Origin of the sequence: Rhizobium sp. Root1204 (assembly GCF_001424965.1) — a bacterium.
GTDB lineage: Bacteria > Pseudomonadota > Alphaproteobacteria > Rhizobiales > Rhizobiaceae > Pararhizobium.
On sequence record NZ_LMCZ01000043.1, the window covers coordinates 103844 to 128270 of the forward strand.

Below are 24427 nucleotides of genomic sequence, written 5' to 3' on the forward strand. Positions count from 1 at the left end.
GCTGCCAACAAGGTGAGTCAAAGCATGCATGCATCGGTGAAAACCATCGTCCTCAACGGCAATCCGCTCGAATTCTCCGCACTGGAGAAAATCGGCTCCGGTCTGTTCGTGCCAGTTGTTTCCGAGCAATCGTTTGAACGGGTCGACACGGCCCACAAAGTCATCGCCGATCGCATCGCCATGGGTCTGCCGGTCTATGGCGCCAATACCGGCGTCGGCTCGATGAAGGACCGGCTTTGGACTGTCGATGATCTGGTGGAATTCAACACGGCTCTGGTCAAGGCGCACCATTTCGGTACCGGCCCGCTGTTTTCTCAGGCCATTGTGCGCAAGGCCATCGCCATCCGTATCAATACCGCGCTTGGCGGCCATACGGGCTGCAGCGTCGAACTGGTCAAGGCTTTCCTGGGGCTTCTTGAACGGAACGTCGTGCCGGCGGTGCATCGCCATGGCTCGATCGGCTGCGCTGATATAGGCCTGATGGGGCAGGTTGCTTCTGTCCTGACGGGTACCGGGCAGGCCTTCTACCAGGACGAGTTACTGGATGCCGGTGAGGCCCTGCGGCGTGCCGGACTTTCGCCCTTTGTCATGCTGCCGCGCGACGCTCTTGCGGCGCTGAGCGTCAATGCGACGGCATTTGCTGCTGCCGCTGACGTTTTGCGCGAGGCCGCCTCGGCCGTGCGCGTGCTGATGACCACCGGGCTGATGTCGTCGCTTGCACTTGGCGCGTCGGCCGACCCATGGCGGGTCGCGGCGACGCTGGGAACGCGTGGCGAAGCGCTGGTCGGCTCATGGCTCTACGGTCAGTCCGATTGTGTCGACTGGCCGTTGCCGACAGCAATTCACGATCCATTGAGCCTGCGCATGACGGCACAGGTCTTTGGCGCGGTGGTCGATACGCTGCTGGTCGCTGCCGAACGCCTTGTCGATGCGACCTATCTGTCCGACGACAATCCGGTCGTGCTGGGCGGGCAGGTTCACTCGTCCGGCGCCTCGCTGCCGCTGACGACGACGCTTTACATCGAGACCGCACAGATCGCCTTTTCGCATGTGGCGCGCAATGTGCTGAACCGCTGCGTCCTTCTGTCCAACGGCGTGCGGCGAAACCTGCCGGTCAACCTCGTTGCACCGGGCGAGATTGCTAGCGGTCTCGGGCCACTGATGAAGCTGGTGGTGGAACTCTATATGCGCGTCCAGTCGTTGGCGGTTCCCTTGTCAGCGCAGTCGATCGTCGTTGCCGGTGGACTGGAGGAGGAGGCGACTTTCCTGCCTCTGATCGTCGAGCGTATGGAAACCCAGGTCCGCGATCTCCGGCAAATGGCGGCGATCGAGGCGATGCTCTCGGCCCAGGCGGTCGATTTGCTCGGCGATACGCCACAAGGCGTCACCCGGATTGCCTATGATCGCGTGCGCGCCGTCAGCCCCACCTATCTTAAGGACCGGCCGCTCTCGAAAGAAATCGAGGTGCTGCATCATGATTTTGCCTGCGGCCGTTTGCTGGAGGAAATCGTAACAGCGGCGCCAATGCCGGAATTCGATACTTTCTTCGCGCTCGGACAGTAGAGGAAACAAAGATGTCTGACTTCGATCTGGTTTTGAAAGGCACTGTAGTTCTGGCCGATCGTGTCGTCGAAGGCGGGTTTGTCGCCGTGCGTGATGGCAAGGTGGGCCTGGTCGGGCAGGGTGCCATGCCGTCTGCGCGCGAACGCCATGATTTGGGCACGGCCCTGATCCTGCCTGGCGCCATCGATGCGCAGACGCATTCGCTGTCCCAGAAAGACCAGGAGGATTTCATCTGGTCGACGCGCTCGGCTGCTGCCGGTGGCGTCACGACGATTGTCGATATGCCCTATGACGAGGGCAATCTGGTTTGCTCGGCGGAAGCGGTGCAACGCAAGATCGATCACGCCGGAAAACAGGCGCGTGTCGATTTCGCGCTCTATGGCACGATCGACCCGGAGGAAGGCCCGGCGCGAATTGGCGAAATGGTTGCCGCTGGTGTTGCCGCCTTTAAGTTCTCGACCTTCGGTACGGACCCGAAACGCTTTCCGCGCATTCCGGCCGGCCTGCTGGAGGATTGTTTTGCAGCCATCGCGCCAACCGGTCTGGCTGCGGGCGTGCACAACGAGGACGACGAGGCGGTGCGGGCCGCAATAGACAAGGTCAAGGCGGCGGGGATTACCGATTACCGTGCCCATGGCCTGTCGCGCCCGCCGCTGACGGAGTTGCTTGCGACCAACCAGATTTATGAAACGGGGGCGGCCACCGGTTGCCCGGCCCATGTCGTGCATTGCTCCGTCGGGCGGGGCTACGATATCGCGGCCGCCTACCGGGCTCAGGGTTTCCACGCCACGATCGAATGCTGCATCCACTATCTCATCCTCGATGAGGAAAACGATGTGAAGCGGTTGGGCGGTAAAGCGAAAATCAACCCGCCGATCCGGCCGCGGGCTGAAGTCGAGAAACTCTGGCGGCATGTGGCTGACGGCAAGGTGACGATGGTCTCGACCGATCACGTCAGCTGGTCGGAAAATCGCAAGACCAATCCGGACATGCTGGCCAATGCGTCCGGCGTGCCGGGGCTGGAAGTGATGATCCCGCTGTTCATCAAGGGTGCACTGGAACGCGGTATTCCGCTGACACGCGCAGCCGAACTGATGGCGCTTAATCCAGCCCGCCATTTCCGGCTGGATCACCAGAAGGGTGCTCTCGAAACCGGCAAGGATGCGGATATCGCTGTGCTGATACCGGAGCCCTATACCTATGATGCGGCTGAAAGCGGCAACAATGTTGTCGGCTGGTCGCCTTACAACGGCATTCGCCTGCCGTGGCGGGTGGCTGCCACCTATAACCGGGGCGCACAGGTTTATGACGGCAAGACGGTGCTGGCAGCGCCGGGGGCCGGTCAATTCGTCCGGCCGCTCGCCAGCCTGCCGCTGCGCGAGGCGCTCTGATGAGCGCGGTGGAAACCAATCTGCCCGTCAATGCAAGCCGTATTGCCGATCTGATCAAGGGGCTTGCCCGGATCACCGAGCCGGATAAACCTTACACGCGCCGCGCCTTTACACCTCTGTTTCTGGAGGGCCGTGCCTTTCTTGAGCAGCGTTTCAAGGCGGCGGGACTGGAAACCCGGATCGATGCGTCCGGCAATCTGATCGGCCGCCGCAAGGGGCGCAAGTCCGCGCTTGGCACGATCATGCTCGGGTCGCATTCCGATACGGTGCCGGAAGGCGGGCGTTTCGATGGTATCGCGGGGTTGGCGGCGGCACTGGAAGTGGCGCAGGCGCTCAACGAGGCTGGTATCCGGCTTGATCATGATCTGGAGGTTATCGATTTCCTGGCCGAGGAAGTGTCGATCTTCGGTGTTTCCTGTATTGGCAGCCGTGGTTTGGCGGGATTGATCCCGGATGGGTGGCTGAGCCGGACGCAGGGAGAGCTGACTCTGCGTCAGGGTATGATCGATGCGGGTGGCGACCCCTCGCGGCTGGCCCGGCAGAAACGCTCGGACATCAGGGCGTTTCTGGAACTGCATATCGAACAGGGGCCGGTGCTCGAGGCCGAGCGCTGCGATATCGGTATCGTGACGGCGATTGCCGGTATTACTCGCGTCGAGATCCTTTTCGAAGGTCAGGCAGACCATGCAGGCACTACGCCGATGGGCCACAGACGCGATGCGCTGGTGGCGGCTGCGCGTATGGTCGGCGAGGTCGAACGGCTGGCGCTGGATTACGCAAAGGGCGAGGGGCATTTCACGGCGACGGTCGGAGAATTTTCGATCGAGCCGAATGCTGCCAATGTCGTTCCGTCCCGCGCCCGCATCCTGATCGATGCGCGGGCCGAGCTGCGGCCGGACATGGAGAGGTTCATTGCAGAGATCGATCAGATCGCTGTCGATATCCAGCGCGAAACCGGTGTTTCGATCGCCTCCCCAAAGCTGATTTCGGACAATTTTCCGACGCCCGCCGATCCGCTGGTGATGCACAATCTCGAACAGGCCTGCGACCGCGTTGGCGCCAGGCGTCGGCGCATGGCATCGGGTGCCGGTCACGATACCGCCTGGATGGCGCGAATTTCCAAGTCGGCGATGATCTTCATCGCCTGCCGCGAGGGGCGCTCGCACACGCCGGACGAATGGGCGGAAAACGACGATATCGCGCTCGGCACGGCAGTGTTGTTCGAAGCGGTTCGCAAACTCGACAGCGATTTACAGGGAGAGCAGTGATGGGCCGGATACTCACGGAAAAGGACGTCGAGGCGGCCGTCAAGGGCGGATCGGTCTATGCGGCGGGCGGCGGCGGCTGGGCCGATCATGGCCGCATGCTGGGTTATGCGGCCGTGTCGATCGGCAAGCCCGAACTGGTCTCCATCGACGAGCTTGATGCGAACGATTGGGTGGCGACGGCTGCAGCCATCGGCGCGCCGGCCTCGACCACACCCTGGGAGATGCGTGGCGTCGACTACGTCAAGGCGGTCGAGCTGCTGCAGGAGGCGCTTGGCGAGAAGGTTTCGGCCTTGATGGTCGGGCAAAACGGCAAGTCGTCGACGTTGAACGGCTGGCTACCCTCGGCGATCCTCGGCACCAAGGTTCTCGATGCCGTTGGCGACATGCGCGCGCATCCGACCGGCGATATGGGATCGATCGGCATGGCCGGCTCGCCCGAGCAGATGATCCAGACGGCGGTTGGCGGCAATCGTGACGAGAACCGCTATATCGAACTGGTGGTCCGTGGCGCCACTGCCAAGGTTTCGCCGATCCTGCGCACCGCATCCGATATGTCCGGCGGTTTCATAGCCTCCTGCCGCAATCCGCTGCGGGCGTCCTATGTCCGCAACAATGCGGCCCTTGGCGGGATTTCGCTGGCCCTGACTCTGGGTGAGGCGATTATCGCAGCGGAAGGCAAAGGCGGTAGCGCCATCATCGAGACGATTGCCAAGACCACCAATGGAACAATCCTGGCAGAAGGCACGATAACCGACAAGTCCGTCGTCTACACCAAGGAAGCCTTCGATATCGGCACGGTGACTCTAGGGACGGGCGATGACTCGACGGTACTCCATGTCATGAACGAATATATGGCCGTCGAGGATGCCGACGGCACGCGGCTTGCGACCTTCCCCGACGTCATCACCACTCTGTCGCCAGAGGGTGAACCACTGAGTGTCGGTCAGTTGCAGGTTGGCATGAAGATTTTCGTGCTGCATGTGCCGAAGACCGTTATTCCGCTGGCGTCCAGCGTGCTTGATCCGAGCGTCTATCCTTCGGTGGAGAAGGCGATGGGGATCGAACTGGCGAAATATGCACTTTCACCCTCCCTTTGAGGGGGAGGGTCGGCGCAAGGCGCCGCGTTATTATACTTCATCTCTTTGGTTGCCCCTCATCCGGCCTCTCGGCCACCTTCTCCCCGTGAACGGGGAGAAGGGACATGCGGCAACCTCCGTCGTTCCCTCTCCCCGCCTGCGGGGAGAGGGCCAGGGTGAGGGGCTTTCCAGTCCCATCAAGTTTCAGAGGACATCATCATGCCCAAGCCTAACCCGCGTCACCCGAATTTTCCGATCCCCGGCGGTCCTGAACTACGGGCCAAAGGCTGGCGGCAGGAGGCGTTGCTGCGGCTGATGGAAAACGTGCTGTCGGTGGGTGAGGATCCGGACAATCTGATCGTCTACGCCGCTCTCGGCAAAGCAGCACGCAATTGGGCGTCGCACAGGGCTATCGTCAAGACATTGCTGGAGATGGACGAGGATCAGACGCTGGTTATCCAGTCGGGCAAACCTGTGGGGCTCTTGAAGACCCATGCCAAGGCGCCGCTGGTGATCATGGCCAACTGCAATATCGTCGGCCAATGGGCAAAGGCCGAAGTGTTCTACGAACTGGAAAAGCAGGGGCTGATCTGCTGGGGCGGGCTGACGGCCGGCGCATGGCAATATATCGGCAGCCAGGGCGTCATCCAGGGCACCTACGAAATCTTCATGCGCATTGCTGAAAACCGCTTCGGCGGCGATCTCGCCGGGCGGTTCATCCTGACGGCGGGCCTGGGCGGCATGGGAGGCGCACAGCCGCTGGCTGGACGCATGGCGGGCGCCGCGATCCTGTGCATCGATATCGATCCCATCCGCGCCGAAAAACGCAAGGCGATCGGCTATCTCGAACATGTGGCGCCGGACCTCGATACGGCACTTGCGATGATCGATCAGGCCGTCAAGGAGAAGCGCGCCACCTCCATCGGCCTCGTCGGCAATGCGGCTGCGCTTTATCCGGAAATAGCCCGGCGCGGCATTGTGCCGGATATCGTCACCGACCAGACCTCGGCGCATGACCTGGTCTATGGCTATGTGCCGAAGGGCATGAGCCTTGAGGAGGTCAAGCGGCTTCGTGTCGACGGGCAGGGACAGTTGATGGCGGCCAGCCGCGCCTCCATCGTCGACCACGTCAAGGCGATGCTGGAATTCCAGGCCAAGGGATCGGAAGTCTTCGACAATGGCAACCTGATCCGCACCCAGGCGCGCGAAGGTGGCGTTGCCAATGCCTTCGATATCCGCATCTTCACCGAGGCCTATCTGCGCCCGCTGTTTGCCCGGGCAATCGGCCCCTTCCGCTGGATAGCGCTGTCCGGCGAGGAAAGCGATATCGCCCGCATCGACGATCTGTTGCTGGAGATGTTTCCGGACAACAAGATCGTGACCAATTGGATAAGACTCGCCCGCGAAAACGTTCCCTTCGAAGGCCTGCCCGCCCGCATCGCCTGGCTTGGTCATGGCGAGCGGACGCAGCTGGCGGTGGCGGTCAATGCTCTCGTCGCCTCCGGTGAGCTGAAGGGACCGATTGCCTTTTCCCGTGATCATCTCGATGCCGGTGCCATGGCGCATCCGAACATCATGACCGAACGTATGAAAGATGGTTCCGATGCCATTGCCGACTGGCCTCTGCTTGATGCGATGCTGCTCTGCTCCTCGATGGCCGATCTCGTCGTCGTCCACTCTGGCGGCGGCGGCTATGCCGGTTACATGACCAGCTGTGGGGTTACGGTCGTCGCCGACGGCACGGAGGCGGGGGCCGAGCGGCTGAACCATGCGCTGACCAACGACACGTCACTCGGCGTGATCCGCTATGCGGATGCTGGCTATGAGGAATCGGTGGACGAGATCGGCAGGAAGGGAATCGGGTATATCGCACTCGATTAGCGGCGCCATCTTTGCTGACGTATATTACGTTTTCCTAAATAATAGTTTTGTGCTCTGCCCGCCATGTGCGATCCTGTCTTCCTCTGAAAGAGTGGAGGAACGGGGGGCTTGAGGCTGCGAGGGAGGCTGCGGTGAAAGCGACATTGGGAGGATGTATCGCGCTTGCTCTGGTTTTTTCGAGCGTGCCGCCGGGTTCGCCGGACGATGGCTTTTCTCCTGACAAAGTGATCTCCGAAGATGACGCACGGATTATCAGTGCCCGGCTCTACTCGGTCATTTTGATCAGAGCATGTAGAAACGGATGGCGATACCCTTTGAGCCATGTGAAAAGCGGCTTCAGGCGCCACTTCGCCGAATTCAAGCTGCAGCTTATCAGCGATGGTTACACCATCGTTCCAAATCGCGCGGTCCACGGTGGCCGCAATCAGCGGCGGGCATCAGCGGTCATTGCCAACGATCGCATCGCGCCCCGGTTTGGCTGCGCCCGGCAATATTGGCTGGGAGAACGGCGGTAGCGGGAAGGGCGGGATAGCCTGCCCTTCCCATGCGCGCGATATCAGGCGTTGATCAACGCCAGCTTTGCCCGCGCCGCCAAAATCTGCGAGCAGGCATTGGCCGCCTCTACGCCCTTGACGACAAAATGGTCGGTAAAGAAGCGAATATGCTGTTCGGATTCCTGGAAGTTGTGCGGCGTGAGCACTGTCGAGAGCACCGGCACGCCGGTGTCGAGCTGAACGCGCATCATGCCGTCGAGCACCGTTCCGGCAACGAAATCGTGACGGTAGATACCGCCGTCGACGACGAACGCCGAGCCGATGATGGCCGAGAAGCGGCCGGTCTTGGCCAGTGTCTGGGCGTGCAGCGGAATTTCAAGCGCGCCAGGGACGTCGAAGATTTCGACGTCGGAGGCACTGCCGCCGAGTTTTTGCCAGTGTGCGACGAAGGAGTTGACGCATTGATCGACGATATCGGCGTGCCAGCGCGCGCGGATGATGGCGATTTTCTGGGTCGGATGGGAAGCGATAGTCATGTCAGTCTGGCCTTTCAAGGTTGCCATTTTTCAATGATCCCCTTGGGCGAACACGCAGGCGCGGAGACCCCTTGTGACAAGGCGCCGCCTGATCTGCTTGCTCTCTTTCATCCGGACTTTAACCGTCGGCTCCGGAATTCAACCGGATCTGCTGACCTTCCTGTCTCTCTGCTAACATAGGGACATGAAGCGCTCGCGGGCTCCGGGAATTGCTCCCCGTTACCGCCGGTGGGGAGTTTCACCCCGCCCTGAGAACGTGCATGGTCAACTATAAGGATTGGCAGGCGGGCGTCAAATGCGGTGAGCGACGCGTACAATGAAAAAGGCGACAGATTTTTCCTGAAAATCCGTCGCCTGAAACATATTTTTTGCGCGTTGCGGTTATTCGCGAATGATCAGAAGGTCGCTTGCGGTGAACCGCAGTGTGGCGATTTCGCTGACAGCCGGCGGCATCAGCCCGGGCGCGTTGAACATGTCGAATGAGATGACAGCGTCGCCGACCTTCATGCGGGTACGGATGACCGAGCCGAGGAAGTTCGAAGAGACGACTGCGCCGGTCAGGGCTGTGTCGCCCTTGGCACCTTCGGCGATCGATCCCGCCTCCGGGCGCAGTGCCAGCGAGACCTTGTCGCCCGCCTTGGCACTCGAGCCGAGCGGTTCGCGCAAGGTGATTTGCTGATCGCCAATGATGATCCGGTTTGTTGCCGGATCGACGACCTTGGCTTCGATCAGATTGAGTGTCCCGACGAAAGAGGCAACGAAGCGTGTGGCCGGCTTGTTGTAGATGTCGAACGGCGTGCCGATCTGGTCAGCGCGGCCCGCGTTCATGACAACGATGCGGTCGGAGATCGAAAGGGCCTCTTCCTGGTCGTGGGTCACGAAAACCGTGGTGATGCCGAGCTGCTGCTGGATCTGGCGAATTTCCTCGCGCAGCGATACGCGGATCTTGGCATCGAGCGCCGATAGCGGCTCGTCGAGCAGCAGCACCTGGGGCTTTGGCGCAAGCGCACGGGCAAGCGCCACACGCTGCTGCTGGCCGCCGGACATCTGATATGGGTAGCGATCGGCGAGGTGGTCAAGATGGATGAGGCCGAGCATTTCCTTGACGCGGGCATCGACCGCCGATTTATCCATGCCGGCAATCTTCAGGCCGAAGGCGACATTGTCGTGCACGGTCATGTTCGGAAACAGCGCATAGGCCTGGAAGACCATGCCGATATTGCGCTGGTTCGGTTTCAGCTCATTCTGGTTGCGGCCGTTGATGAGAACCGTTCCGGCCGACGGCGTTTCGAAGCCGGCGATCATGCGCAGGATTGTCGTCTTGCCGCAGCCTGACGGTCCGAGAAAGGAGACGAATTCTCCCTTTTCGATGGTCATATCGAAATCCTTGACCACCTGGACGGGGCCAAAGCTCTTCTGAATGCCTGAGAGTTCGAGAAAGGACATGGACGATCAATACCTCAGGGCTTGGCGGGAGCCGATTTGCTGAAACGGGAGACGAGCTGCAGAAGAATCATGCATCCCCAGGTGATGGCGAACGCGATGACCGCGAGCGCCGGCGGCTCATAGGCGCGGTTGGCGCCGATCAGCTGCAGATAGGGACCGAAGGCCGGGCGGTTAAGCAGCGACGGCATGGTGAACTCGCCGATGACGATGGCAAAGGTGATGAAGGCGCCGGATAGAACGCCGCTCATCACATTGGGGAAGATACACTTGAACATGATGGTCGGCCAGGAGGCGCCGAGACTTTGGGCTGCTTCCGTCAACGTGCCGACATCGATGGTGCGCATTGCGGTATCCACCGAGCGGTACATGTAGGGCAGCGACAGCGTCATGAACGAGAACATCAGCAGCAGGTCCGTGCCCCGCGCCGAGCCCGTGAACGGGATGTAGGACGACGAGTTGTAGATCCGCAGATAACCGAAGACGATGACGATAGCCGGGATGACCAGCGGCATCAATGTGATGAACTCGACGACCGGCCGCATCTGCGGCAGGCGCAGGCGAACCCAGTAGGCGGTCGGTACGACCAGAAGCACCCCGAAGACGATCGTCAGGATCGCCATCACGATCGAGTAGCTGAAGGATTCACGGAACTGGACGTCCGAGAAGACCGAGCGATACGCATCGAAGGAATATTCGCCACGGCGCATGCGCAGCGAGAATTCGAATGTGGCGATCAGCGGGATGATGAAGTAGGAAGCACCGAAGAAAACCGCGATCCAGGCACTGATTTTTTGTGTCTTCATTTCTGCCACCGTTCAGCACGCATGCGCAGCCAGATATAGATGAGGTTGGAAATGCCGGTGATGACGATCATGCCGAGCGCCAGGGCGTAACCGAGATTGGGGTTGTGCAGAACGTCGCCGCGGATCTGGGCGTAGAGCTGAATCGGGACGATGTTGAAGGTGGAGCCGGTCAGCGAATAGGCCGTCGCGATGGCACCAAACGCATTGGCGAACAGAAGCAGCGTCGTGCCGAGAATGCTCGGGAACAGGATCGGCAGGGCAACCTTGGTCCAGTATTGCCTGTTGGTTGCGCCAAGGATTTCGGCAGCTTCGCGCCATTCCTTCTTCAGTCCGTCGAGTGCAGGCGTGATGATCAGCACCATCAGCGGAATCTGGAAATACATGTAGGTGATCGTCAGGCCAATGAAGCTCAACAGATTGAAACCGGTGGCATAGAGGTTGATGCCAAACCAATCGCGCAGGATCATGGTGACGAGACCGGTGCGGCCCAGCGTCGCCAGAAAGGCAAAGGCGAGCGGCACGCCGGCAAAATTGGAGGCGACGCCCGAAAAAGTCAGCAGCGACGAGCGGATCCAGGAGGGCAGGCCTCCGAGAACCACGGCCCAGGCGAGCCAGAAGCCGATCAGGGCGCCACCGATGGAGGAGGCCAGACTGATCTTGATGGAGATCCAGTAGGAGGCGACAATCTTGTCGGTAAACAGCCCGCCAATGTTCTCGAAGGTGAATTCGCCCGCCGGATTGAGGAAGGCGCCGGTGACGAGATAGAGCGTCGGGGCAACCAGGAACATCACTGCAAACAGCAGGAACGGCGTAATGCCGAGCCAGTCGATGGCCGTCTTCTTCAAATCAATGGCCCTGTTGGCGCTCATCCGGAAACCGTCTTGTAAAGATTGAAAAATAGCCTTCCCGCGCGGTCGCGGGAAGGCCTTGTTGCGACAGTCTTACTGTACGTTGGCGCCAACGACTGTATCCCAGCCCTTGGTGATGACTTCCTTGTAGGCTTCCTGCTGTTCGAGCGTCGGGAATACGGCCTTTTCATAGGCAGCGGCCGGCGGCAGCTTGTCGAGCAGGTCCTGCGGGATCTTGTTGTTCTTGGCAAGATCATTGAAGCGGATCGGATGGCAATAGCCCTTCAGCCAGCCGAGCTGACCTTCGTCGGAATACAGGTATTCCATCCACAGCTTTGCAGCATTCGGATGCGGAGCGTAGGCCGAAATTGCCTGGACGTAGACGCCGGCAACAACGCCCGTAGCCGGGATGACGACGTCGACCGGCGGGTTGCCGGCGAGCGTGTCACGGTCGGACAGCGCATTGTAGTCCCAACGCAGGATGATCGGGGTGGTGCCCTGTGCGAGCGGAGCCGACTTACCGATGACCGGAACGAAATTGCCCTTGGCATTCAGTTCCTTGAAGAAGGCAAGACCTGCTTCGCCGGACTTGGCAACATCACCGCCGGCGCCCGAAAGGCCAGCTGCGAAAACGCCCGAGATTGCCTGGTTGGCGGTGCGCGGGTCACCGGCCAGAGCCACCATGTTGGCATATTCCGGCTTCAGCAGGTCGGCCCAATCCTTCGGGCTTTCCTTGACGAGGTCCTTGTTCACTTCGAAGGCCATGACGCCGTAATAGTCGCCATACCAGTAACCTTCAGGATCCTTGGCTGTGTCCGGGATCGAATCCCAGGTTGCTACCTTGTAAGGCTGGATCAGGCCTTCGGCCTTGGCGGACGGGCCGAACGAGAGACCGACGTCGATCACGTCAGGAGCCTGGTCGCCCTTGTTGTTCTTGTTGGCCTTGATGGCTTCGATTTCGTCACCCGAGCCGGCGTCCGGGTTGAGTTCGTTGACCTTCAGGCCGTACTTGGCCTTGAAGCCTTCGATGACGCCGCCGTAGCCGCACCAGTCGTGGGGCAGGGCGATGGTCGTCAGGGTGCCTTCTGCCTTGGCAGCGGCAATCAGTTCGGCGCTCGGTTCAGCGGCGGCGATGGCGGTCGATGCCATGACCATGGCGGTCGAAAGCGAAAGCAGGCGGCGCATGTGTGAAATCACTGGTCTTCTCCTTTGGGTTATTTCAGTCAACTTCGAGGAAGCTGATACTGGGGTCCGATGAAGCTTATGTGACAGGTGTTGTCTCCTTTGCGGCCAGACGTTCGCAGGCGGAACACCTTCATTTCATTTTCAAAATTTACTTCCGCCTGGGTGCCGGCGTCACGTGTTTGTCTTGAATTGCGGATCGCGGCATCCCCGCACCGGTCAACCCGGCGCCACGCTCCGTAGGCACTTTCCCTCCTAAAGCGGCTTCCGAAAAAGCCTCGTTGAATCGAACAGCCCTTCGAGCGTTTTCATCCGGTCATGTGTCTCGTCCCAGATGGAACTCTGCACGGCTTCGATCAGCGCTTCGACGGCAAACAGGGTTACGACCGAGCTGTCCCAGGCCGAAGGCGCTTCGATCTGGATGCGAAAGACGCACCGCGCCGATTTGGCGATAGGCGAACTCCACTGGTCGGTGAACAGGATGATTTCCACGCCGCGTTCGCGGGCGATGCGCGACAGCGTTTCCATCTCCTGCTCGTAGCGGCGGATGTCGAACATGATCAGGACATCGCCCTTTTTCATATCGAGCACGTAATGCGGCCAGGAGCTGGAATTGGAGGCGATCTGGGTGACGCCGGAGCGGATGACCTGAAGATGCGTGAAGAAATAGTCGGCAAGAGCGCGGGTGATGCGGCCGCCGACGAGATAGATATTGCGCTTGCGCTCGGCAATCATCGCGGCGGCGCCGTCGAAATCGGCGGTTTCCAGCTGCGCCAGCGTCTCGCGCAGATTGTTCATCGTCGCATCGGCGAAACGGTTGAGAATATGCGTGCCCGGCGCATTGGCGGCCCAGCGGTCATGTTTGCTGATCGGATTTGAGATGGTTGCTTCGAGTTCCTGATGGAGGCGCGACTGGAAATCGGGAAATCCGCGGAAGCCGATCTTCTGCACCATGCGGGCGACCGTCGGCGTCGACACGCCGGCATTCTCGGCAACAGTCGTGATGCTGCCGAGTCCGGAGACCGGATAGTTGTCGAGAAGCGTCGCTGCCAACTGTTTTTCCGCGCGGGTGAGCACGGCAAAATGGGCGTTGATCACATCCGACACCGTCATAGTGCCTGCGGTATTGGTCAAAATTCATCCCCTGGGCCGGTCTCTGCCAGCTTTGTGACAGAGTAAACATCGCTGTCACAATTCGAGTCAATTGATTTTTTGAAGAGATCGTTTCAGATTCCGATTGACACGAAAGAAAACGTGAAGAATTCTTTTCAGTATCGGTAGTCGCCGGTGAATTGAGGAAAATCACCGGCCGTCCGCCATTTGCTTCCACGTCTGGTTTCAGGGGCTTTGAGCCTATCCGGGATATGCGTGGTGCCGATCAGGCAACCGGAAGGGGACCGGAGTTGACGGGACTTTTGACAGAGGCGGATGGATCGCCCGTAGCAGTGGAAAACCCGGAAGCGCTGAGCCCGGTCCTCCTGGTCTGTGAACACGCCTCCCGCCGCCTTCCGGAAAAGATGGGTTCGCTTGGGCTTTCCGAGGATGCTCTCAAAAGCCATATCGCCTGGGATCCCGGCGCACTTGCTGTCGCACAGCTTTTGGTCAAAAGCCTCGACGCTGCATTGATCTACCAGCGTTTTTCCCGCCTGGTCTATGATTGCAACCGTCCGCCGGAAGCGGAAGCGGCGATGCCGCCAGTCAGCGAAATCTTTGAAATACCCGGTAATGCAGCAATTTCACCAGCCGAGCGGCAGGCGCGAACGGACGCACTTTACGTGCCTTTCACCCGCACTCTCTCGGATTTTATCACCGCGCGAAAAGCTCAGGGCCGCGTGCCGGTTCTGGTGACGATGCACACGTTCACGCCAGTCTATCACGGCAAGCGGCGCGATGTCGAAATCGGCATCTTGCATGATGAGGATAGCCGGCTGGCGGATGCCATGCTGGCTGCTGCCGGAAAAACAACCCGTTATGCGGTACGCCGTAACGAGCCCTATGGACCGGCAGACGGTGTCACGCATACTCTGATCCAGCACGGCCTGAAGAACGGCCTGCTCAACGTAATGGTCGAGATCCGCAACGATCTCGTTTCAAATGAAATCGGCCAAAAGGTCATGGCCGATTATCTGACGGGTATCCTGGACGAAAGCCTGGCTGCACTGTCGCAATAAAAAGACCTGGGGAGCGGCATGTCCGCGGAGACTGGTCCATGGACTTCCATGGGCGGACTGGCATTTCGGCATCCGGCAATACCGCTGGAAGCTGGCTGATACAGGGGAAAAACATGTCAGACTATTCAGATACCGATAAACATGAGGACATGAAGGTCCTCCATTCGATGGGCTATGCGCAAGAACTCGAACGGCGCATGAGCTCTTTCTCGAACTTCGCCGTTTCTTTCTCGATCATCTGCATTCTTTCCGGCGGCATCAACTCGCTTGCCCAGGCAACCTCGGGTGCGGGCGGTGCTGCGATCGGCATCGGCTGGCCGCTGGGTTGCTTCGTTTCTCTCGTCTTCGCCGTCGCCATGGCGCAGATCAGCTCCGCCTATCCGACGGCCGGCGGCCTTTATCACTGGGGCTCCATCCTCGGCAACCGTTTCACCGGCTGGGTTACCGCCTGGTTCAACCTGCTCGGCCTCGTCACGGTTCTCGGCGCTATCAATGTCGGCACCTATTACTTTTTCATGGGTTCGTTCGGCACGCCGTATTTCGGCCTGGAAGACACCACGACAGTCCGTATCCTCTTCCTGGTAGTGATCACCGGCGCTCAGGCAATCGTCAACCACATGGGCATCGGCTTGACGGCCAAGCTCACGGACTTCTCCGGCTACCTGATCTTTGCAACGGCGATCGCGCTTTCGGTCGTATGCCTTGCCGCAGCGGACACCTATGAGTTCGGCCGCCTGTTCACGTTCTCCAACTATTCGGGCGAAGCCGGCGGCAATGTCTGGCCGGCAACTTCGGGCACCTGGGTCTTCCTGCTCGGCTTGCTTCTGCCGATCTATACGATCACCGGCTATGACGCTTCCGCCCATACGTCGGAAGAAACCGTCAAGGCGGCAACGTCTGTTCCGCGCGGCATGGTTTCCTCGGTTCTGTGGTCGGCACTGTTCGGCTATATCATGCTGTGCAGCTTCGTTTTGCTGCTCCCCAGCATGGACGAGGCCGCCAAGCAGGGCTGGAACGTGTTCTTCTGGGCGATGACCGAGCAGGTCAATCCGGTCATCAAGGACATTCTCTATCTCGCCATCCTGGTCAGCCAATGGCTGTGCGGTCTGGCAACGGTGACATCGGTTTCCCGCATGATCTTCGCGTTCTCGCGTGATGGCGGCCTGCCGGCATCGAAGGCTCTGGCAAAGGTTAGCCCGACCTACCGTACACCGGTAGCTGCGATCTGGACTGGATCGATCCTTGCCGTACTGTTCGTCTGGGGCTCGTCGCTCGTAACGATCGGCGAGACGCCGGTTTACACGATCGTCGTATCCTGCACGGTCATCTTCCTGTTCTTCTCCTTCGCGATCCCGATCACGCTGGGTCTGTTTGCCTGGGGTACGTCGAAGTGGGACAAGATGGGCCCGTGGAACCTCGGTGAAGGCGTTTTCAAGCTGTTTGCCGTTCTGACGATCCTGGCGATGATCCTGATCTTTGTGCTCGGCGTCCAGCCTCCGAATGATCCGGCTCTCTATGTGACCGTCGGCTTCCTGGTCCTGACCGGCATCGTCTGGTTCGGCTTTGAAAGCCGCCGTTTCAAAGGCCCGCCGATCGGCGACGAAGTTGCGCACCGCGCAGCTGAAATCGCGGCTGCCGAAAAGGCCGTTGGGCAGAAGTGATCCGCTAAAGACAGAGTGGAAGCCGCGTTCCGCGGCTTCCACGAGACGTCCACGAGACGCAGCCACGCAAGGCCGCGTTACGATCAAGCACGGGATTTTTTGCAATGAGCGCGAGCTATTCGTTTGAAGACTTGAAGAAGGATGTTGCCGAAGGCCGCATCGATACGGTTCTGGCCTGCCAGGTCGATATGCAGGGACGCCTGATGGGCAAGCGCTTTCACGCGCAGTTTTTCGTCGATAGCGCCTGGGAAGAGACCCACAGCTGCAACTACCTGTTGGCGACCGACCTCGAGATGGAAACGGTCAACGGATACAAGTCGACGAGCTGGGAGAGCGGCTACGGCGATTATACGATGAAACCCGACCTCTCGACGCTTCGCCGCATTCCATGGCTCGAAGGCACGGCGCTGGTTCTCTGCGACATGCTCGACCATCATACCCACAAGGAAGTGCCGCATTCGCCGCGCGCCATCCTCAAGCGCCAGATCGCCCGCCTTGAAGCCATGGGCCTCAAGGCTTTCATGGCGACCGAACTTGAATTCTTCCTGTTCGACCAGACCTATGACGCAGCACGCGAAAGCGGCTACCGCAACCTGAAGCTCGCCAGTGGCTACAACGAAGACTACCACATCTTCCAGACCACCAAGGAAGAGGACGTCATGCGGGCGATCCGCAACGGCCTGCAGGGCGCCGGCATTCCCGTTGAAAATTCCAAGGGCGAGGCATCGGCCGGCCAGGAGGAAATCAACGTGCGCTACGCCGATGCACTGACCATGGCGGACCGGCATGTGATCATCAAGAACGGTTGCAAGGAAATCGCCTGGAGCAAGGGCAAGGCGATCACCTTCCTTGCCAAGTGGAATTACAATGCCGCCGGCTCATCCTCGCATATCCACCAGTCGCTCTGGAGCGCCGACGGCAAGACACCGCACTTTTTCGACAAGGAGGCCAAATACGGCATGTCGGAAACGATGCGCCACTACGTCGCCGGCCTTCTGACCCATGCCAGCGAAATCACCTATTTCCTCGCACCCTACATCAATTCCTACAAGCGCTTCATGGCGGGCACGTTTGCGCCGACCAAGGCCGTCTGGTCGAAGGACAACCGCACAGCCGGTTATCGTCTTTGCGGCGAAGGCACCAAGGCAATCCGTATCGAATGCCGCGTCGGCGGCTCCGATATCAACCCTTACCTCGCCATGGCGGCACTGATTGCGGCCGGTATCGCCGGGATCGAGGGCAAGATGGAACTTGAGGCACCGTTCGTCGGTGACGCCTATGGCGGCAAGAATATCCGCGAAATTCCGGGTACGTTGCGGGATGCGACGCGCGCGATGAATTCGTCGAAGATGTTGCTTGATGCCTTTGGCGAGGATGTTATCGAACATTACACGCGCGCTGCCGAATGGGAGCAGGAAGAATATGACCGCCGCGTCACGGATTGGGAGGTGGCACGCGGTTTCGAGCGGGCGTAAGGCCTTATTTCGGGTGTAGTCGCACTCTATCTGCCACGGGCAGGCCAGCGGCCGGTCCGTGGCATCCAATATTTTCAAAGCCTAAAACAGGAAGATGATCATGACCATGATCCAATGCATTTCCCCGGTGAACGGGGAGGTTTACGCGGAGCGGCCGGCGGTTGACGCCGTTGCCGCATCCGCCGCCGTTGCGCGGGCGCGGATCGCGCAGAAAAGCTGGTCCAAGCGGCCGGTCGAGGACCGCGTCAAGCTGGTGCTGGCCGGTGTTGCACGCCTCAACGAGATGGTCGACGAGGTCGTGCCTGAGCTTGCCTGGCAGATGGGGCGTCCGATCCGCTACGGCGGCGAGTTCCGCGGCTTCAACGAGCGTTCCAACTATGTGGCAACGATCGCCGCCGATGCCCTGGCGCCAATCATTGTCGAGGACAGCGCCAATTTCGAGCGCCGGATCGAACGGGTCGCCCATGGCGTGGTGTTCGTTATCGCACCGTGGAATTATCCCTATATGACCGCGATCAACACGGTTGCTCCGGCGCTGATGGCGGGTAATACCGTGATCATCAAGCATGCCAGCCAGACTATCCTGGTCGGTGAGCGCATGGTGCGCGCCTTTGTCGAGGCCGGTGTTCCGGAAGATGTGTTCCAGAACATCTTCCTCGATCACGCAACGACGTCGCAGCTGATCGCGGCCAAGAGCTTTGATTTCGTTAACTTCACCGGTTCGGTTGAAGGTGGGCGGTCGATCGAGCGGGCGGCCGCTGGCACTTTCACCGGGCTTGGCCTCGAACTCGGCGGCAAGGACCCGGGTTACGTCATGGAAGACGCGGATCTCGATGCGGCCGTCGATACGCTGATGGACGGCGCGATGTTCAACTCCGGACAGTGCTGCTGCGGTATCGAGCGCATCTATGTCAACGAGAACCTCTATGACGATTTCGTCGAGAAGGCTGTCGCCTTTGCCTCGGCCTACAAGCTTGGCAATCCGCTGGAGCAGGAAACCTCTCTCGGGCCGATGGCGCACAAGCGCTTCGCTGCCGAAGTACGCTCGCAGACCGCCGAAGCCATCGCCAAAGGCGCCAAGGCTCTGGTCGATCCGAAGCTGTTTCCGCAGGATGATGGCGGCGCTTATCTTGCCCCGCAGGTTCTGGTCGATGTCGACCACTCGATGAAGGTGATGACCGAAGAGAGCTTTGGCCCCGTCGTCGGCATCATGAAGGTGAAGAACGACGCTGAAGCGCTGGCCTTCATGAACGATTGCAAATACGGCCTGACTACGTCGCTCTGGACCAAGGACCCGGAACGTGCTGCCCGGATCGGTAACGATCTTGAGACTGGTACCGTGTTCATGAACCGCGCCGACTACCTCGATCCGGCGCTATGCTGGACCGGCGTCAAGGAAACTGGCCGCGGCGGTTCGCTCTCGGTTATCGGTTTCCAGAACCTGACCCGCCCGAAATCCTACCATTTGAAGAAAGCCTGAACGATGACCATTACAGCCAACTGGAGCTACCCGACATCCATCAAGTTTGGGGCAGGGCGGATCAAGGAGCTTGCCGACCATTGCAAGGCGCTCGGCATCAAGAAGCCGCTTCTGGTCACCGACCGTGGCCTTGCACCGATGCCGATCACCCAGAACGCGCTCGATATCCTTGAGGCTGCCGGTCTTGGCCGCGCGCTGTTTGCCGATGTCGACAGCAATCCGACCGACGTCAATCTCGATGCCGGCGTAAAAGCCTTCAAGGCTGGCGGCCATGACGGTGTCATCGCTTTCGGTGGCGGTTCTGGCCTTGACCTTGGCAAGTGCGTCGCCTTCATGGCTGGGCAGAGCCGTCCGGTCTGGGACTTCGAGGATGTCGGCGACTGGTGGACCCGCGCCAGCGTCGAGGGCATTGCGCCGATCATCGCCGTGCCGACGACGGCCGGTACCGGTTCGGAAGTCGGCCGCGCCTCGGTCATCACCAATTCAGAAACCCACACGAAGAAGGTAATCTTCCATCCGAAGTTCCTGCCAGCGGTGACGATCTGCGACCCGGAACTGACAGTCGGCATGCCGACGGTGATCACCGCCGGTACTGGCATGGACGCATTCGCGCATTGCCTGGAAGCCTATTCCTCGCCGTTCTACCATCCGATGTCGGCCGGTATCGCGCTGGAAGGTCTGCGCCTCGTCAAGGAATATCTACCGCGCGCCTATAAGGATGGCACGGATATCGAAGCCCGCGCCAACATGATGTCGGCGGCTGCCATGGGCGCCGTCGCCTTCCAGAAGGGGCTCGGCGCCATCCATTCGCTGTCGCATCCGGTCGGCGCCATCTACAACACCCACCACGGCATGACCAATGCCGTCGTCATGCCGCCGGTGCTGCGCTTCAACCGTCCGGCGATCGAAGGCAAGATCGGCTTGGCGGCCGCCTATCTCGGCATTTCCGGCGGGTTCGACGGGTTCTATGATTATGTGCTGAAGCTGCGCGAAGACCTCGGCGTGCCGGACAAGCTGTCGGCGTTGGGCGTCGGCACAGACCGTATCGACGAAATGGCAGCGATGGCGATCGTCGACCCGACGGCCGGTGGCAATCCGGTCGAGTTGACACTCGATGCTGCCAAGAAGCTTTTCCGCGACTGCATTTAACGTCGATAGCATTGTTCCTGAGAAGCCCGGAAAACCTTTGTTTTCCGGGCTTTTTTCATGTCCGGGAGGCTTGATCTTGGCCGGGTAGTTAATTCGAGGGAGGGCGCATTCAGTCTTTGTTAACCACGATCTGAAAGGTTTGGTTAATCGAAGCGCGATGCGATTTGCGCTCCCCGAGAGCCATGCAGCGGCTCTGACTTTTCAGACAGGAACGGACATGCCAGTCATTACATTCGCAAACACCAAGGGCGGCGCGGGCAAGACGACTGCCGCGCTGATCCTGGCAACCGAACTGGCGCGCAGCGGCGCGCGCGTCACCATTCTTGATGCTGACCCGCAACACTGGATTTCCCATTGGCACGATATTTCGGGCAAGGTCCCGAATATCGAGGTGATTTCCTATGTGACGATGGCGTCGATCCAGACGCATATCAACGACAACCGGGCAACGACCGATTATTTCATCATCGACCTTGCCGGCGCGCGCAACACATTGATGGCAACCGCCATTGGTCTGTCGGATCATGTGATGATCCCGATCCAGGGCTGTGCCATGGACGCCAAGGGCGGCGCCCAGGTGTTGGAATTGCTCGGCCATCTCGAAGAAAAGGCCGGAATCCGTATCGATCATTCCGTCGTTTTGACGCGCGTCAACTCACTGGTGACGACGCGCGCATTGCAGGTGGTTAAGCAGCTGCTGTCCGAGAGGGCAGTGCGGGTGCTCGATACGCCGATCATCGAGCGCGCGGCCTTCCGTGATGTTTTTGACTGTGGTGGCACCTTGCAGACGATGGACCCCTTGCGGGTCAGCAATCTCGATAAGGCCTGTCAGAACGCCCGTGCCTTTGGTGACGAAGTGCGGCAGCTTGTTCCGCTCCGGTTGACCCGAAACATGCGCCGCGCCGCTTAATATCTGCGGGCTTTCCAATATTTCAAACGCCGCGTGGCTCGACGCGGCGTTTTGCGTTTCACGAACCCTAAAATCGGCGGTCGATAAAGTGCTTGGCCTGCGCGCCCGCATGATAGAAGGCAGACTTGACGCTACGCAAAGGATCGGGGGTGACTGGCGTTTCGGCGAGTGGCAACGCGTTGGGCTCCCCCATGACATGGTTTGCCAGCGCGCGGCCAAAGACGGTGCCAGGTGCGATGCCACGGCCGTTATAGCCGCTCACGGAAAAGACGTTCGGGGCCATCACGTGCATTTGCGGCAGGTTGTTCGTCGTCATGCCGATACGGCCGTCCCACCAGTATTCGAAGCGGAAATCGCCGAGCGCCGGAAACAGGGTACGCAGCGAGCGTTTTGCAAACGCGCGATGAGTACCTTCAGCGATCGCATCCAGGCGGCCAACGCTGCCGAAGATCAGACGATTCTGTTGGTCCATACGGAAGGACGTCATTACCAGCCCGGTATCCCAGCAACCTTGCCGCTCCGGCAGAATGGTGCGGGCGATGTGGTCGGACAGCGGATTGGTGGCAAACTGGAAGTAGGGCAGGATCGTCAGTTCTTGCGTGTACGTCGTCCACGGCGTCTGGGCGAGCATGTCGCCATAGGCGTTTGTGGCGACGATGATGGACTTGGCGGTGATGGTGCCGCCACCCGCCGTCAGCTTCCACAGGTCGCCCGTGCGCGCGGCGGCGCGCAGCGGTGTTTCGGTATAGATCTGTGCGCCGGCTGTAAGGGCCGCACGGGCAAGGCCTCGGGCATAGGCCAGCGGCTGGATCGTGCCGGCCCGCCGGTCAAGCAGAGCACCGGCAAAACCGGCTGCGCCGGTCAGCGATGTGGCACGATCGGCATTGACCACTTCGACGGGTGCACCAAACGTCTTCCACTGCCGCTCGCGGTCCTGAATATCCTTCATACCCTCGCCGCCGACTGCCAGGTGCAATGTACCGTTGCGGACGGCTTCACAGGCGATGCCATGTTTTTCGACAAGATGGTAGACCAGCGACGGGCCATCGCCGAGTTCCGTCAAAAGCCGCGTACCGACCTTGGCCCCGAGTGTGGCGATCAGATCCTCCGGCTTCGTCCACATACCAGCATTGACCAATCCGACATTGCGGCCGGAGCCACCGAAGCCGATCATCCTTGCCTCTACAATGGCAACGCTGACACCCTTTTCAGCAAGATGCAATGCCGCCGAAAGGCCGGTAAAGCCGCCACCGATCACGGCGACATCGACCGTGATATCGGTCGCAAGCGGCCCTGTTTGCGGGGCCGCCGGTGCCGTGGCATGCCAGAGGTTGGGAAGAGTGCGTTCGGCGGCCATTACGGCAATCCTTGTCTGTCGGAATTGGTGTTTCAGTTTTCCGACAGATAATGCATTGCCGCAACGTCTTTTAATGACAATATCTGATGAGGTCATGAGGTATCGGGATATCGGCCTTTGCGCACCCGCGGGAGATCACGTGAGTGAGGTCGTGGCGCCACCAAGCTAAGCGCCACGACCTCCGATCTCCGCCTCCGCGAACCTATGCCCAATCATATCGCGTTCCGTACCGGCAAGCCGGCGCAGTGACGGGGTCTATGTCCAAGCTGCAGCTGACGGCAACCCTGACATATTCATCTTCGCTGATGTTGTTTGTTCGTCACCCCCCAAATAGGGGAGGATTTTGAGTTTTATCGCTCTTAGTCAATGAATTCCACCGTCGTGCCGACGCTGACCATCTTGGCGAGCTCTGTTGCATCCCAGTTGGTCAGGCGGACGCAGCCATGACTCTGGGTCTTGCCGATCTTGGACGGCTCCGGAGTGCCGTGAATACCATAGGTCGGTTTTGACAGCGCGATCCAGACGGTCCCGACCGGGCCGTTCGGCCCCGGCTGCAGGGTCAGGACCTTGTCGTTTTGGCCCTGCTTGAAGTTGATCTTCGGATTGTAGGTGTAGCCGGGATTGAGCGCGATGCGGTCGACCTGCACCGTGCCGGAAGGTGACGGTGTGTCGGACGAGCCGATGGTTGCCGGATACGCGGCGATCAATGTTCCGGCTTCATCATAGGCAAACACCTGCTTGCGGTATTTGTCGGCGACAACGCGGGTGACCTTGGCCTTCTTGGTCTCGCCCGGATTGATGACCTTGATGATGGTGCCGGGGATGGTGAAATCGATACCGGGGTTCAATTCGCGCAGATAGGCCTCGTCCATGTGGAATTTCTCGCCCAGCATTTCCGATGTCGACGTAAAGGAAAGGTGCGGCAAGACAGCCTTGTGGGCATAGTCTTCCGGAATGGAGGCGACGTAGGGGCCGGCCGCATCGGCCGCGGTGATCGTGTAGGTGGTGATCGGCAGGCCGCCGGTGAAACGTAGTCGCTCAAGGATGTCGTCGGTATTGTTTGGATCGAGCGTTTCTCCGGTTGCCTGCTGCCAGGCTTCGATCGCCTTTGTCACATTGGAACCGGTCTTGCCGTCGATCACGCCCGGAGAAAAACCTTCCCTATCGAGGAAAACCTGGAGTGCAGTGATTTCGGCGCTGGATTTCTTGGTGATGCGGGCGGCAGATGGCAGGGACTGGCGCTCTGGCCCGTTATCCTCGGGCGGCAGGGCAGCCATGTCGTTCTCGTCCTGCATCGGCAGGCTTGCCGGCAGCTCTTGCCGATCGACATTTCCCGGCGAGACATCGCGGTAGTCCGGAATGGAACCGGTAATTTCACCTTGCCGCGAATAGCCCTGGTCGGTGAAGGCGGGATCGGAATAACCGTAGTCCGGATTGACATAGACGTCGCGGTTGCGTTCGCGGCGGCGCATGTCATTGCCCTGCCGTCCCGTTCCCATCACGGTGGCGACCACATTGCCCCAGCTATCGACCAGAACCGTGCGGCCGCGGCGGTCGCGCATCATCCGCACGTCACCGGATTCAGGAATGTAATCGAGAATATCACCTTGCGGCGTCACCAGCACCGAATTGGGCGGCAGGCGGCCATAACTGTCTTGCGCTTCGGCGGCAGTGGCAAAAGCGAGCACGCTGACGGCGGAAAAAAGGGCAAGGCGGGTTCTGGAAACGAACGTCAC

Annotated in this window: 20 protein-coding genes and 1 riboswitch; of the genes, 12 read left to right on the forward strand and 8 right to left on the reverse strand. The window is 60.0% G+C overall.

The features are described 5' to 3' along the window. Positions 1–24 precede the first annotated feature (24 nt). The 6 genes from ASC96_RS29875 to ASC96_RS29900 all read left to right on the forward strand — a co-directional run bounded on the left by ASC96_RS29875 (position 25) and on the right by ASC96_RS29900 (position 7694). Positions 25–1563: an aromatic amino acid lyase gene (locus tag ASC96_RS29875; RefSeq protein WP_060506693.1), complete on the forward strand. Its 1539-nt coding sequence runs from the start codon at positions 25–27 to the stop codon at positions 1561–1563. A gap of 11 nt (positions 1564–1574) precedes the next feature. Continuing rightward, complete coding sequence (locus ASC96_RS29880; protein WP_060506694.1) at positions 1575–2954, forward strand: amidohydrolase family protein; 1380 nt, start codon at positions 1575–1577, stop codon at positions 2952–2954. 8 nt (positions 2955–2962) lie between these two features. Then, positions 2963–4222: a Zn-dependent hydrolase gene (locus ASC96_RS29885; RefSeq protein WP_112834597.1), complete on the forward strand. Its 1260-nt coding sequence runs from the start codon at positions 2963–2965 to the stop codon at positions 4220–4222. Further along, positions 4222–5319 (forward strand): DUF917 domain-containing protein, encoded by a 1098-nt coding sequence (locus ASC96_RS29890; RefSeq protein ID WP_060506696.1) that lies wholly within the window; start codon positions 4222–4224, stop codon positions 5317–5319. Before ASC96_RS29885 ends, ASC96_RS29890 begins: the two co-directional genes overlap by 1 nt. A 198-nt stretch (positions 5320–5517) precedes the next feature. After that, positions 5518–7179 (forward strand): urocanate hydratase, encoded by a 1662-nt coding sequence (locus ASC96_RS29895; protein ID WP_060506697.1) that lies wholly within the window; start codon positions 5518–5520, stop codon positions 7177–7179. 131 nt (positions 7180–7310) lie between these two features. Beyond that, entirely contained in the window at positions 7311–7694 is a 384-nt protein-coding gene (locus ASC96_RS29900) for a hypothetical protein (RefSeq protein ID WP_156393891.1), read from the forward strand. A 41-nt stretch (positions 7695–7735) separates the two neighbouring features. On the opposite strand, the gene ASC96_RS29905 is transcribed toward ASC96_RS29900, so the two are convergent. The 6 genes from ASC96_RS29905 to ASC96_RS29930 all read right to left on the reverse strand — a co-directional run bounded on the left by ASC96_RS29905 (position 7736) and on the right by ASC96_RS29930 (position 13601). Beyond that, positions 7736–8209, reverse strand: coding sequence for a 6,7-dimethyl-8-ribityllumazine synthase (locus ASC96_RS29905; protein ID WP_060506796.1), 474 nt, complete (start codon positions 8207–8209; stop codon positions 7736–7738). Positions 8210–8304: 95 nt separating this feature from the next. Then, positions 8305–8469, reverse strand: a riboswitch (FMN riboswitch). Positions 8470–8590: 121 nt separating this feature from the next. Continuing rightward, on the reverse strand, positions 8591–9655 hold the full coding sequence (locus ASC96_RS29910) for an ABC transporter ATP-binding protein (RefSeq protein ID WP_060506699.1): 1065 nt from the start codon (positions 9653–9655) through the stop codon (positions 8591–8593). Between the two features lie 14 nt (positions 9656–9669). After that, positions 9670–10458, reverse strand: coding sequence for an ABC transporter permease (locus ASC96_RS29915; RefSeq protein ID WP_060506700.1), 789 nt, complete (start codon positions 10456–10458; stop codon positions 9670–9672). Beyond that, complete coding sequence (locus tag ASC96_RS29920) at positions 10455–11327, reverse strand: ABC transporter permease subunit (RefSeq protein WP_060506701.1); 873 nt, start codon at positions 11325–11327, stop codon at positions 10455–10457. Before ASC96_RS29920 ends, ASC96_RS29915 begins: the two co-directional genes overlap by 4 nt. A 72-nt stretch (positions 11328–11399) precedes the next feature. Further along, positions 11400–12503: an ABC transporter substrate-binding protein gene (locus tag ASC96_RS29925; protein WP_060506702.1), complete on the reverse strand. Its 1104-nt coding sequence runs from the start codon at positions 12501–12503 to the stop codon at positions 11400–11402. A gap of 240 nt (positions 12504–12743) precedes the next feature. Beyond that, a complete protein-coding gene (locus ASC96_RS29930) occupies positions 12744–13601 on the reverse strand; it encodes a MurR/RpiR family transcriptional regulator (protein ID WP_060506703.1) in 858 nt (285 codons plus the stop codon). 290 nt (positions 13602–13891) lie between these two features. Between ASC96_RS29930 and ASC96_RS29935 the strand changes: the two genes are divergently transcribed. The 6 genes from ASC96_RS29935 (at position 13892) to ASC96_RS29960 (ending at position 21334) form a co-directional block, all read left to right on the forward strand. Then, on the forward strand, positions 13892–14659 hold the full coding sequence (locus tag ASC96_RS29935; protein ID WP_156397736.1) for an N-formylglutamate amidohydrolase: 768 nt from the start codon (positions 13892–13894) through the stop codon (positions 14657–14659). A 113-nt stretch (positions 14660–14772) separates the two neighbouring features. Further along, the gene (locus ASC96_RS29940; protein WP_060506797.1) at positions 14773–16320 is read left to right on the forward strand and encodes an amino acid permease; all 1548 of its coding nucleotides are present in this window, start codon (positions 14773–14775) and stop codon (positions 16318–16320) included. 104 nt (positions 16321–16424) lie between these two features. Then, positions 16425–17795 (forward strand): glutamine synthetase family protein, encoded by a 1371-nt coding sequence (locus ASC96_RS29945; RefSeq protein ID WP_060506705.1) that lies wholly within the window; start codon positions 16425–16427, stop codon positions 17793–17795. A 100-nt stretch (positions 17796–17895) separates the two neighbouring features. Further along, positions 17896–19275: an aldehyde dehydrogenase family protein gene (locus tag ASC96_RS29950; protein ID WP_060506706.1), complete on the forward strand. Its 1380-nt coding sequence runs from the start codon at positions 17896–17898 to the stop codon at positions 19273–19275. Between the two features lie 3 nt (positions 19276–19278). Continuing rightward, a complete protein-coding gene (locus ASC96_RS29955) occupies positions 19279–20424 on the forward strand; it encodes an iron-containing alcohol dehydrogenase (RefSeq protein WP_060506707.1) in 1146 nt (381 codons plus the stop codon). A 217-nt stretch (positions 20425–20641) separates the two neighbouring features. Next, the gene (locus ASC96_RS29960) at positions 20642–21334 is read left to right on the forward strand and encodes a ParA family protein (RefSeq protein ID WP_060506798.1); all 693 of its coding nucleotides are present in this window, start codon (positions 20642–20644) and stop codon (positions 21332–21334) included. 67 nt (positions 21335–21401) lie between these two features. On the opposite strand, the gene ASC96_RS29965 is transcribed toward ASC96_RS29960, so the two are convergent. After that, entirely contained in the window at positions 21402–22691 is a 1290-nt protein-coding gene (locus ASC96_RS29965; protein ID WP_060506708.1) for an FAD-binding oxidoreductase, read from the reverse strand. Between the two features lie 359 nt (positions 22692–23050). Further along, on the reverse strand, positions 23051–24427 hold the full coding sequence (locus tag ASC96_RS29970; RefSeq protein ID WP_082512320.1) for a L,D-transpeptidase: 1377 nt from the start codon (positions 24425–24427) through the stop codon (positions 23051–23053).